Below are 12,129 nucleotides of genomic sequence, written 5' to 3'. Positions count from 1 at the left end.
TTTATTTCTTTTTATCAGATTTAATAATCGGTGAACGAATGGATAATAAACTATAACCCGATTCTCCGTCACCCGCATAAATCAAATCGACCTCGCCTCTTAATTTCACACGATAAACATGATCTTCGCCTTCGGGAATTAAATCCGGTTGATGGTCGACACGTTCTATTCCTTCAATTTCTCCTTCCCAACCTTTTAATGAATTTTTCAATTCTTCCATGGCCGGTTTTGTAATTACGTAGGGTTTGCTATGCGTGGTATTAGCAATAAACTGGTTGACCAAAGCAAGATCTCCCAATAAAATTCCGGAAACCAGAGCGCGTGCATTTTTTACCAGATTCATTCCTGATCCGCGATTGAAGTGGAACGAATAAAAATCTTTTTTATCGCCATTCAACACCAAATAATGCCATTGTATTCCTTCCGACTCAACCAGCATCACTCCATTCGTTTTCCCATCGAGCGGAATTTCGATTTCCTGTGTTTCGGTAATGGCAGAAGTAAAAAATGCTTTTGGTTTTGAATTGACTTTTATGGCTTTCTCATTACCAATTGCAATATCCATGGCCGACAAATCCATCCAATAAACCGAAATTTCAGATCCATCGCGAACTTCCCCCATTGGTGCAAAGTGTATTTTTGAATCTCCATTCAAAACAGCACGATTCAACGTTGTTCTGGAAAAGGCAGGGTCTGCGGACTGAATAACAGGAACAACCTGTAGGTTATTTACCTCTTGCTGAAATAAGAGATTCTCCACCACAGAAGGATCTTTCAGATAAAAAACCGAATTCAGATCCGTTCCACTCTTCCGGATAAAGGCGAGATCCAAAATTTTTTCTTCGCCATCAACCACTACAGAATTAAAATAATGCACATGTTTTATTCCACACAACATTTCGGCCAATGAATAGGAAATTTCCGATTCACGCTTGCGCACATCCAGACCTGCAGCTGTTCCCATCTCCACTAAACTTGTTGCAAATCCTTCACTATTCAATTTAGGATCGTTTTGATTTAAAGCCAGTTTAAATTGAGACTGCCCCCCACTCTCCGCAAATTGAAATTGATTTACCATAAAGCGAGAAATCTCTCTGATCTTTTCTGCATCACTTTCCAACCCATCCGTCAGGACCAGAGAAAGATCTCTCGCATTTAAACTTTTTACAAAATCCTTATCAGCTATTAATTTTCCATTTTCAGGATGAATAAAAACCGGTTTTCTATAGGAGAAATCCTCATTTTTAATCACCATAGGATCTTTATCTGTAATGGCAGAATATAAATCGGAATAGAGTCCGCGTTTACCGATATAAAATTTTGCAGGAAACAACCGCGACTCGGTATTATTCTTCCAGGAAAAACGAATGGAGCGTTTACGCTTGGAATAAGTCCCATTTACTTGTTTAAATTTTGGGCTTTTCCCGGCGGTATATTTATTTAATTCTGCCGCACCACTTTCATGTAATCGCAAAACATAAAGTTGCGAAACGCTTTCACGGTGTAACGTAAATACTTCCGTAACCGGATCGCCCGCATATAGCATTAAACCGGATTCCTTTTTTACAGCAAATGCTGATAAAGGCAAAACCAAACAAAAAATCAGGAAACGAATCATACCCGCTTTAGTTTTTCATGAAACAATACCTACTGATAAAACAGTAAAACAAAGCGTAAGGGTCAATTCATAGAAGATATTTGCTCTTATAACGAACCAAATCTTCTATTGTTTCAAAAACAAAGATAATAGGTTAAACAGGAATAGAAACCGAATATTATACGGCAATCCATGAATTATTGCAAAATATTATTTTGAGGGCGAAGAAGACTTGATTCTTCCGATTTGTGATAAAAAAATCAATCCGGCCAACAAAATAATAATTGCTGAAGCAAAGAATGAAACTCCGGGGAATTCATAAATAGCATCTTTACCTGTGAAAGCGGTGAATAATCCCGACATCAGCAAGGGTGATAATATGGTTGCCAATGAAGTTAAGCTTGTGAGTACTCCCTGAATTTCTCCTTGCTCATTGGCGGGAATTTGCGAACTGATTAAACTTTGGATGGTTGGCGGACCAATTCCCCCTAACGCATACACCGCAGTAAATGCGTACATCATCCATTCCTGATTGGCAAACGCAAAGAGCATTAAGCCGGAGAAATACAAAATGAAACCAATTAATACCGACGGAATTTGTCCCAATTTCTGCTGGGCTATCCGGATTAATCCTCCTTGTACAATTGCCACCATTAATCCAACAAAAGCGAGGGAATACCCTACTTGTTTATCGGTCCAGGTAAATAAATATTTTGTGTAGAAGGTCCAGATTACAGGCATCACTTGTCCGGCCAGGTACAACATAAACATGACCAAAACCAAAACACGAACTGACTTCATTTTATTTAAATGTACAAATGCACCAAATGGATTTGCACGTTTAATATCGAATGATCTTCGGTTTTCTTTTACAAGGGATTCAGGTAAAATAAATAATCCGTACAGAAAATTTAAAAGCGATAAAACTGCTGCGGCCATAAACGGTGCACGCGATGAAATGTCGGAAAATAATCCACCAATAAATGGTCCGATAATAAACCCTAATCCAAAAGCTGCTCCCATAATTCCGAAAGATTGCGCTCTTTTTTCGGCGGGAGTGATATCTGCTATATAGGCAAATGCAGTTGTAAAACTACCTCCGCACATACCGGCAATTAATCGTCCGATAATTAACCAGGTATAGGTAGGTGCATAAAACAGAATTAAATAATCGAGTCCTAACCCAAACAAGGATAACAATAAAACGGGACGTCGACCATAACGATCGCTGAGTCCGCCTAACACCGGTGCAAAAATAAATTGCATCAGGGCATAGGTAAACATCAGCATTCCGCCTTCTGTGGCAGCATTTTCGATGGGTTGCCCGGTAACTTCTGAAACTATGGTAGCAGATACCGGAAAAATAATTCCAATACCAATACTGTCGATTAATACCGTTAAAAAAATAAAAAATACCGGGCGCATGATGCTGGGTGTAGAATTAAGATAGAGGTAGAAAATTATTTATTGCGCAAAAAGTAGTAGTCCTCATTAATGGGAATACTATTATTGTTATACCACTCAACAAATTTACCCCATTTGGCCTGATTGGCATCTTTCCATTCTGTAAAACCGGCTTCATCTCCAGCTAGTAATAACCAATGATTATACGCTTCCATATGACCCGCCTGTATCATTTCGCGTTGATAATCGAAAAGCACATTGGGATAATTTTTATCATGTCCCATTTCATAAAAAAGTTCATTGAATCGTTTTCTGATGCGATCTAAAGAATGAATATCGATGGATTTTTCACCAACTACGGCAAGGGACATAACAGGAGAATATACCATCATTGGAAATGGCAATTTAAAATTGTCTGGATCTTTTAGTTGATCCATGTTGATGGTAATATTTGATCCAAATCCGATTTTATAGGTAGTATCGTTTTCAATTTTAATTTTATCTAAATAGGTTTTATAGAGCAATTTGGAAATATCGGTTGTCCGCTTAGTATTGCGTTCGAGATTTATAAACAATTCCCCGTAAATCATTCCCCATACTTCTTCAGATGAATTCAGAAACATTCTGGCTAACCAATAATAGTTTGAAGAATAGGTCGGATCGGTTTTTACTCCATCTTCAAATGATTTAATGGCATTATCATAATCTTCGCGATTAAGATATACGATTCCGGTTTCCAAATACAATTTCCCTGATTTTGGAAATCGTTTCATACCATCGGCATAGGTTTTAAGTGCTTTATCACTTTTCCCGAGCATATCGTATGAATTTCCAAGTAACTGGTAAAACTGGTCCGTAGCATCTTTTTTCTTTTTTACCTTTTCCAATATTTTTACCGCTCCTTCATAATCTTTGGAAGCATATTTGGCATAGGCTATTTCATAGGGATAATCGATATTATCCGGATCCAGCTTCATGGCTTCTTCCAGCATTTTAATCCCAAGGGCAAACTGTCCATTATCTACCAAGCGAATTGCATCTTGCGCTTTTAGTTTCGCTTTTTCTTTGTTGGACTGTGAAAATCCGATTTGAGTACTTACGACAAACAGGATGAAAAATAGAATTCTCATATTCTGGTTTTGGATTAGAAATACAATATCGTAAAAAAATCAATCCCCCGCCGGATCAAGAATGGGAATAAAATCATTCAGAAGCATTTGATTGAATTGTTCAGGATGGGTTTCCATCGGACAATGTCCTGCCCCCTCTATAAACCTCCCAATAATACCCAGGTGATCGTTTAAAAATTTTTCAGCACCTGAAACGGGAATCCACTGATCTTCCCTTCCCCATACCAAACATTTGGGAATTGTTTCCAATATCTTCCAATCCACTTTTGCATATCCACTTTGTGATGCAAACCGCAATACCGCCGAAGCACTTCCTCTAAAATGAAAAGGATCCATATATATTTTTACTTCTTCTTCACTCACTTCCCGGAGATAAGCCGAGGATAATAATTCGTTAAAACGCTTTTCAGAGAAAATCACTTTTTCCATCATCACATCGGCCCAGCGATGAAGAAATCCTAACCTGAGATATGCACTGGTAAGCAGCATGGAATTATTTTTTATTCCGTCGCTTTCAGGTGAAGTCCCATCCACATAGATCATTCCTTTCACCTTTTCCGGATAGGCCGAAGCGAATGCACCAATAACCATTCCCCCCATGCTATGCCCTGCAATAATCCACTTCTGGTTCTCCTTTAAATTCAATTCACGTTGTGATGTATCCATTACATCCCTTATCATATTCACCCATGCCGAATCAGCAAGATTGGCAGAAACGCGTTTATCGGAATATCCAAACGGTGGTAAATCGATGGCGACAACCGATCTGCCCGATTGGTTTAATTCCGGAATGACATACCGCCAGCTTGCTGTTGATCCGGAAAATCCATGGATAAGAAAAACAGGGCTCAACGTTGTATCCGCCTTAGCAGGGAAAATCCGATAATGCACTTGTGTGTGATGGTAATTCAAATAGCGACTTTCTTTAAATGGAAGCTGGTTGAAATTCTGCAATGGAAAATGCAGCGGAAAAAAATAGGGTAATAACACCAATAACCAAACTGCCCAAAACAGAACATAAAAAATTCTGCGGAGTAAACGGGGAATGTATTTCATTGTGTTATTTTTGAATATGCAAACAGATCGACTTTACGCATCTCTTCAATTGCCTACGCCTTTAACGGCGTTAAATCTTTCTGTGTTGAAAAATACAAATATCCGTGTATTTATAAAACGGGATGATTTAATTCATCCGGAAATAGCAGGAAATAAGTTTAGAAAACTTAAATACAATCTCGCCCAGGCACAGGTATTGAAAAAAGAAAAAATCCTGACGTTTGGCGGACCATTCAGCAATCACATCGCGGCCACCGCAAAAGCCTGCGATTTAGCAGGAATTCCATCGATAGGAATCATTCGAGGAGAGGAAGCGGATTTAAACAATCCTACATTACATCATGCCATTCAAAACGGAATGAACATTGTTCCCGTTTCACGAAGTGATTATGACTTGAAAGAGGAAATGTATTATTTGGAATCGCTGCATGATCGCTTTGGAGATATATATATCTTTCCGGAAGGAGGAGCAAATTATTATGGCATTAACGGTTGCGGAGAAATCATTCAGGAAATAGAAATGGATTTCGATTATTTCTGTGTTGCTGTTGGTTCCGGGACCACTATAACCGGACTCAGCATGGCGTTGAAGGATCATCAAACCATCATTGGCTTTCCGGCTGTAAAGGGCGGCGAATATTTAAGGGATGAGATTGAAAAAAAATTAGCATGGACCTTAATGGACAAAGAATGGGCAAGTGATATCATGCAACAGGTTCAACTGGAAACACGTTTTCATTTCGGAGGATTTGCCCGTTATAATAAAGAGTTATTAGCTTTTATGAATTCCTTTTTGATGGAAACAGGAATACAACTGGATTTTGTTTACACCGCCAAGATGATGTACGGCCTGATTCAAATGATTCAGGAAGGAAAATTTAAAGCAGGCTCCACCATTGTTGTTTATCATTCAGGAGGAGTGCAGGGCAATCAGGGAATTAATTCTTAATAATAATTACCCGTCAGTAAATAATTTTTCACGTAATCTTCTACACCTTCTTCCAAGGATTGAAACGGGGTTGAATATCCAATTGATTTTAATTTGGACATATCTGCTTCGGTGAAGTATTGGTATTTATCGCGAATATCAGCCGGAGTATCTACAAATTCTATTTGCGGTTCGCGTCCCATTGCTCTGAATGTGTTTTTTGTAAGATCCAAAAATGTGCGTGCTTTACCGGAACCTAAGTTATAAATTCCACTATCCTTGCGATGATGCATCAAAAACAAACAAACATTTACCAGATCTTTTACATAAATAAAATCGCGCAATTGTTCGCCATCTTTAAATTCAGGATTATGCGAACGGAATAATTTCATTTTACCACTGGCGGAAATTTGCTTGAACGAATGAAAAATTACAGAAGCCATTCTTCCCTTATGAAATTCATTGGGTCCGTACACATTAAAAAATTTGAGTCCCGCCCAGAAATATGGTTTTTTCTCTTGCAGCAATGCCCACTTATCAAAATCATTTTTTGAATCACCATACGGATTTAATGGTTTTAATTTAAAACACAAATCATGCTCATCCTTATAACCATATTCACCTAATCCGTAAGTAGCGGCCGAAGAAGCGTAGACTAATGCAATTCCGTATTCAACACATTTATTCCATACCGACTTTGAATAATTCACATTCAATTCATCGAAAATTGCTTTGTTGAATTCCGTTGTATCGGTGCGGGCTCCAATGTGAAAAATAAATTCAATCTCCCGGTGATGCTCATCGATCCAGGAGAAAAAATCCTGACGATGAACGCTGGAAGAAATGGATTTACCTGCCAGGTTTTTATTTTTTTCTTCATTCGAAAAATCATCCACTGCCACAACATCTTTGTAGCCCTCAGCATTTAATTTCCCGATTAAAACCGAACCAATAAATCCGGCAGCTCCCGTTACAACAATCATTTTTATTTCTTTTTAATGCAACTCAAAATTAACCGAAAATTCCATTCACTACCCGATCTGTTGCACCCAAATGCTGCATAACAAATTCCTTAGCCGCTCTTCCGCTTTGCTCCAATAAGGTTTCATCGGAAATAAAACGACTTAATTGCTCCTTCAAATCTCCATCAAACTCGTATGCCGCTCCGGCCTTAATCATTTCATCCGCTTCGCGAAAACGATCGTGTTTGGGTCCAAATAAAACCGGAATACCAAATGCGGCTGGTTCCAGAATATTATGCAGTTTCCCGCTGAATCCTCCGCCTACAATGGCCAAATGTGCGTAACGGTATACCGACATTAACATTCCCACATTATCAATAATCATCACCGCGGTGTTTTCATTTTTCCATCGGGTAAAACGTACACTGCTTACCGGAATGGAAGCCTGCAATTCGGAAATGTGCGCTTCTGAAACATCATGCGGAACAATAATCCAGCACAGGTTTTCATTATCGATTTGTTTCATTGCTTCCACCATTCGTTGTTCCTCCTGGGGCCAGGAACTTCCCGCAACAATAACGCGACGGTGATTAATCCAGTTTTCAATGGGAACAATTGGTTTCGATGTTTCGGCATTGGCATAAACGCGATCAAAACGAGTGTCGCCTGCAAGCACCGATTCGATTCCGATCGATTTCAATAAATGCTGTGATGGAGTATCCTGAACAAAAATAGAATCAAATAATCTAAGGTCGTTTCTAAACATCGAACCATACCACTTAAAAAAACGATGATTCGTTCTGAAAACTGCCGATACCGCGAATAATTTTGCACCGGAAGCTTTTAATGCATTTAAATGAAAATGCCAGAATTCATATTTAGCAAAAACAACCATTTCGGGTCTTAAAATCCGGGCAAAATCCTTTGCATTTTTGGGTGTATCCGAAGGAAGATAAAAAACAGCATCTGCTTTATCATAGTGTTTTCTGACTTCATAACCCGATGGAGAGAAAAAACTAATCAAAATCTGATAATCCGGTTTGTTGATTTTCATCCACTCAATAATGGGACGAATCATTTCAAATTCACCCAGTGATGCGCAATGAAATAAAATGCGGTGTTCCGAAAAAGGAATTTTTTCTAATCGTCCACGCCAGGATTTGCGACCATGAATCCACAATGCCGCCTTGCTGTGGAATGGGGACAAAATTCGTATGATGAGCCGGTAAAAATAAATGCTAAGCAGGTAAAGAATTTTCATTGCAACCTGTCTTAATCGAAATAAATGGCTTTGGGGGGACGAGGATATAAGGGTAATATCCACCCTGCACGAAGTCCTAATAAAATATCTGTCCGCAATGAATTATCTGCCGCCACCTGATCGAAATTCCATACCCTTCTATTGCGGGTTAAAGCTTCAAATGCTTCCACGCCAAAATAAAAATTAATCAACCGGCGATTACTCAGATATTGGTAACCGATAAATTGCTGAAATGTGAATCCATTGGTAAGCCGGTCGTAACCCTTGATATAATCTCCCTGTAATTGCGGTAAATAATTCCGGTTGGCTTCAATTCTGATTTTATGCTGCAAAATTCCTCCACCTAACTGAAACAAAAATCCGGAATTGGGATTGGGTCCCAATACATTCCACAAATACCCGATTTTTCCTGTTACGGTATAACCACGCTCCATGGTGAGCACATTCGCAAAATCGCCATTGAGATCAACGATGTTGCCGTCCGCATCACGCAGTGGATCGAGGATACTTGTTTCTTTGAGTTTATTGCTAAATAAAAAACTACCCTGTGCACTAAACGTGAATCCGGATACCGATTTAAGCATTACCTCCAAACCAATGTTGGAATTCAGTCCAAAACGATCTGCCATATCACCGAATGGTGACTGCGCTGCAAAGCTGACCTTGATTTCCGTTAAGAAAATCGAGGAATCCTTTATACTGGCCTGAGCCATAAGCGACTGAGTCCCGAAAAAGCTAAAGACAATGAATAAGATCCTGCGCATAAGGCAAAAGTAACGGAAAATCACGCCTTTTGGTATGTTTTGCGATGAAAAATCTTTAGGCAGAGACCAATTCGAAATCAGCGCTTTCGTTTCATTTTTAGCTATATTCGCAACGCTAATTTTGCTTCATGAAAAAGATACAGATGGTGGACCTAATTTCGCAATACGAAAAGGTTCAGAATGAAATCGACAATGCCGTGCTGAATGTGATTCGCTCTTCGGCCTATATCAATGGTCCGGAAGTCAAAGAATTTCAAAAGGAACTGGAGCAATACCTGCAGGTAAAACATGTCATACCCTGCGCTAATGGAACCGACGCCTTACAAATTGCCATGATGGCGCTTGGTCTGCAACCCGGAGATGAAGTGATCACTGCCTCATTCACCTATGTTGCCACTGCAGAAGTCATCGCTTTATTACGCCTTACACCGGTTTTGGTGGATGTGAATCCTGAAACATTTCAAATTGATCCGGAAGCAGTAAAAAAAGCCATTACACCAAAAACAAAAGCGATTGTTCCAGTGCATTTATTCGGACAATGTTCCGACATGGATGCCATTATGAAGATTGCTCAGGAAAATAATTTATATGTAGTGGAAGACACTGCACAAGCAATAGGAGCTGAATATATTTCTGCAAACGGTAGCAGAAAAAAAGCAGGTACCATTGGAACCATCGGATGCACATCCTTTTTCCCCTCGAAAAACCTCGGCTGTTTTGGCGATGGAGGAGCGATTTTTACCAATGACGACGATCTGGCTGCAAAAATCAGAATGATTGCCAATCATGGTCAAAGCGTACAATACGTTCACGATTCTATTGGCGTAAATTCGAGACTGGATAGCATTCAGGCAGCGATTCTCCGCATAAAATTACGTCGCCTCGATGAATATGCGCAAGCGAGAAATAAGGCAGCATCCTATTACGACAAGGCGTTTTCGGGAAATGCTAAAATTAAAACTCCCGCAAGAGCGAAAAATTCAACGCATGTATTTCACCAATACACTTTGCAATTAGGAGAAGGCGTTGACCGTAATGCATTAAGAGAACACTTAAGTTCAAAAGGTGTTCCAGCGATGATTTATTATCCAATTGCGTTACATATGCAAAAAGCCTATACCGATCCCCGCTATAAAAAAGGAGATTTTCCAATCACAGAACAATTGTGTAATTGTGTTATTTCGCTACCGATGCATACGGAACTGGACGAAGAACAATTAAAACTCATTACCACATCGGTATTGGAATTTATCGGTTAAAAAATTGATACACTAAAAATCAGAATATGAAAATTGCAGTAGTAGGAACAGGATATGTAGGATTAGTTACAGGAACCTGTTTTGCTGAAACCGGAAACGATGTGATTTGTGTTGACATCGACAAAGACAAAGTGGAAAAAATGCGCAATGGAGTTGTCCCCATTTACGAACCACACCTCGATGTATTATTTGAGCGCAACATTAAAGCCGGTCGTTTAAAATTCACTACAAATCTGGAAGAAGCGATTCATCCTGCACAAATTATTTTCCTCGCCCTTCCCACCCCTCCGGGTGAAGATGGATCTGCAGACTTATCCTATGTACTTGGTGTTGCTGATCAACTGGGGAAAATGATCAAGGATTATAAAGTGATTGTAGATAAAAGTACAGTTCCCGTTGGTACAGCAGAAAAAGTAAAAGAAGCCGTAGTAAAACATGCGATGGTGGATTTTGATATTGTTTCCAATCCTGAATTTTTACGTGAGGGATTTGCAGTAGATGATTTTTTAAAACCTGATCGTGTAGTTGTAGGAACAAGTTCTGCCCGCGCAAAAAATTTGATGGAAGAACTCTATAAACCATTTGTACGTTCCGGAAATCCCATCATTTTTATGGATGAGAAATCTGCTGAATTAACCAAGTATGCAGCAAATTCATTTCTTGCAACGAAAATCACCTTCATGAATGAAATTGCCAATTTCTGTGAAATGGTTGGTGCAGATGTGGATATGGTTCGTATTGGTATCGGATCTGACTCACGCATCGGAAAACGCTTTTTGTTTCCGGGAATCGGATATGGAGGAAGTTGTTTCCCTAAAGATGTTCAGGCATTAGCGAAATCCGGGAAGGAAGCCGGCTACGAGTTTAAAATTATTAAAGCGGTAATGGATGTTAATGAACGTCAGAAAATCCGTTTAACTGATAAAGTGAAAGCTCATTTTAAAGATCTTTCCGGAAAAACATTTGCATTGTGGGGACTGGCATTTAAACCGGATACCGATGACATTCGTGAAGCTCCTTCTTTATATATGATCACCGATTTACTTGCAGCAGGTGCAAAAGTGAAAGCATTTGATCCGGAGGCGATGGAAAATGTGAAAAAAATATTCGGAACTAATGTCGAATTCTGTACAGACGAATACGAAGCGGTACAAGGTGCAGATGCCTTATTGATTGCTACTGAATGGTCGGAATTCAGAAATCCTGATTTTAATAAAATCGGCAACTCCTTAAAATCAAAAATAATTTTCGACGGAAGAAATCTTTATGATTTAACGCAAATGAAAAAACTGGGATACTACTATGAAAGTATCGGAAGAGAAACCGTTCATCCCTGATATTTATTATAAAATGATAAGCCATCCACAACGGATGGCTTTTTTTTGATGTAGCATTTTTTAGCACTCCTTCGGGGCGAGTCCATTCCTGAATTGGGAAAAATTATCCCGCTTTGAACCAAAATTGACCTATCCAATTCTAAAACACCATTAGAAATGAAATCATTACAAATTGAGCACGGGAATTGAAATTAGGTAATCAGTTCTTTGCTTCACCACTGGTTCAAGGTGTTTTTGGTTGAAAGAATATTAAAACTGAAACTTATTCAATCCAACTGATCAACATTTTCAAGCAGGTTTTTAATAAGATTTCCTCGCGATGAACAGTGCTTTTTTTGGTTCGGGAGAGGCCCTGCTTCGGCAGGGCTTTTCTATTCTTCCTTTAATAAATAATAAACGAAATAACACTACCTGCAAATATGAACATTAAA

The 12,129-nt window shown here is 39.1% G+C and carries 10 protein-coding genes; 3 read left to right on the top strand and 7 right to left on the bottom strand.

The window, feature by feature from the left end; translation table 11 throughout:
* Position 1: 1 nt before the first annotated feature.
* The 4 genes from K1X56_02735 to K1X56_02720 all read right to left on the bottom strand — a co-directional run bounded on the left by K1X56_02735 (position 2) and on the right by K1X56_02720 (position 5,187).
* Positions 2-1,618, bottom strand: coding sequence for a hypothetical protein (locus K1X56_02735; GenBank protein MBX7093611.1), 1,617 nt, complete (start codon positions 1,616-1,618; stop codon positions 2-4).
* Positions 1,619-1,807: 189 nt separating this feature from the next.
* Complete coding sequence (locus K1X56_02730) at positions 1,808-3,022, bottom strand: TCR/Tet family MFS transporter (protein ID MBX7093610.1); 1,215 nt, start codon at positions 3,020-3,022, stop codon at positions 1,808-1,810.
* Between the two features lie 35 nt (positions 3,023-3,057).
* Positions 3,058-4,131 (bottom strand): tetratricopeptide repeat protein, encoded by a 1,074-nt coding sequence (locus K1X56_02725; GenBank protein ID MBX7093609.1) that lies wholly within the window; start codon positions 4,129-4,131, stop codon positions 3,058-3,060.
* Positions 4,132-4,170: 39 nt separating this feature from the next.
* Complete coding sequence (locus tag K1X56_02720) at positions 4,171-5,187, bottom strand: alpha/beta hydrolase (GenBank protein MBX7093608.1); 1,017 nt, start codon at positions 5,185-5,187, stop codon at positions 4,171-4,173.
* Between the two features lie 16 nt (positions 5,188-5,203).
* Here K1X56_02720 and K1X56_02715 point away from each other — a divergent pair, with 16 nt between their 5' ends.
* A complete protein-coding gene (locus tag K1X56_02715; protein MBX7093607.1) occupies positions 5,204-6,136 on the top strand; it encodes a pyridoxal-phosphate dependent enzyme in 933 nt (310 codons plus the stop codon).
* Here the strand turns inward: K1X56_02715 and rfaD are convergent.
* Genes rfaD through K1X56_02700 form a run of 3 tightly spaced genes read right to left on the bottom strand, consistent with a single transcriptional unit; the run spans position 6,133 to position 9,102 of the window.
* The gene (gene rfaD / locus K1X56_02710; protein ID MBX7093606.1) at positions 6,133-7,098 is read right to left on the bottom strand and encodes an ADP-glyceromanno-heptose 6-epimerase; all 966 of its coding nucleotides are present in this window, start codon (positions 7,096-7,098) and stop codon (positions 6,133-6,135) included. The two genes, K1X56_02715 and rfaD, sit on opposite strands and share 4 nt — an antisense overlap.
* Positions 7,099-7,126: 28 nt before the next feature.
* A complete protein-coding gene (locus tag K1X56_02705; GenBank protein MBX7093605.1) occupies positions 7,127-8,338 on the bottom strand; it encodes a 3-deoxy-D-manno-octulosonic acid transferase in 1,212 nt (403 codons plus the stop codon).
* Between the two features lie 11 nt (positions 8,339-8,349).
* Positions 8,350-9,102: a hypothetical protein gene (locus K1X56_02700; GenBank protein MBX7093604.1), complete on the bottom strand. Its 753-nt coding sequence runs from the start codon at positions 9,100-9,102 to the stop codon at positions 8,350-8,352.
* Between the two features lie 128 nt (positions 9,103-9,230).
* On the opposite strand from K1X56_02700, the gene K1X56_02695 reads away from it, so the two are divergent.
* Together K1X56_02695 and K1X56_02690 are read left to right on the top strand one after the other, a co-directional pair.
* Complete coding sequence (locus tag K1X56_02695; protein MBX7093603.1) at positions 9,231-10,361, top strand: DegT/DnrJ/EryC1/StrS family aminotransferase; 1,131 nt, start codon at positions 9,231-9,233, stop codon at positions 10,359-10,361.
* 26 nt (positions 10,362-10,387) lie between these two features.
* Entirely contained in the window at positions 10,388-11,698 is a 1,311-nt protein-coding gene (locus K1X56_02690; GenBank protein MBX7093602.1) for a UDP-glucose/GDP-mannose dehydrogenase family protein, read from the top strand.
* Positions 11,699-12,129: the final 431 nt, after the last annotated feature.

It is taken from the genome of Flavobacteriales bacterium, from assembly GCA_019694795.1.
Taxonomy (GTDB): domain Bacteria; phylum Bacteroidota; class Bacteroidia; order Flavobacteriales_D; family UBA2798; genus UBA2798.
Note: the sequence above shows the minus strand (reverse complement) of the source record. Positions and strands in the feature narration are given on the sequence as shown.

What these genes read in the sequence shown, in the direction of transcription:
- K1X56_02735 (MBX7093611.1), bottom strand. Translation starts at nt 1,618, where the DNA reads ATGATTCGTTTCCTGATTTTTTGTTTGGTTTTGCCTTTATCAGCATTT.
- K1X56_02730 (MBX7093610.1), bottom strand. Translation starts at nt 3,022, where the DNA reads ATGCGCCCGGTATTTTTTATTTTTTTAACGGTATTAATCGACAGTATT.
- K1X56_02725 (MBX7093609.1), bottom strand. Translation starts at nt 4,131, where the DNA reads ATGAGAATTCTATTTTTCATCCTGTTTGTCGTAAGTACTCAAATCGGA.
- K1X56_02720 (MBX7093608.1), bottom strand. Translation starts at nt 5,187, where the DNA reads ATGAAATACATTCCCCGTTTACTCCGCAGAATTTTTTATGTTCTGTTT.
- K1X56_02715 (MBX7093607.1), top strand. Translation starts at nt 5,204, where the DNA reads ATGCAAACAGATCGACTTTACGCATCTCTTCAATTGCCTACGCCTTTA.
- rfaD (MBX7093606.1), bottom strand. Translation starts at nt 7,098, where the DNA reads ATGATTGTTGTAACGGGAGCTGCCGGATTTATTGGTTCGGTTTTAATC.
- K1X56_02705 (MBX7093605.1), bottom strand. Translation starts at nt 8,338, where the DNA reads ATGAAAATTCTTTACCTGCTTAGCATTTATTTTTACCGGCTCATCATA.
- K1X56_02700 (MBX7093604.1), bottom strand. Translation starts at nt 9,102, where the DNA reads ATGCGCAGGATCTTATTCATTGTCTTTAGCTTTTTCGGGACTCAGTCG.
- K1X56_02695 (MBX7093603.1), top strand. Translation starts at nt 9,231, where the DNA reads ATGAAAAAGATACAGATGGTGGACCTAATTTCGCAATACGAAAAGGTT.
- K1X56_02690 (MBX7093602.1), top strand. Translation starts at nt 10,388, where the DNA reads ATGAAAATTGCAGTAGTAGGAACAGGATATGTAGGATTAGTTACAGGA.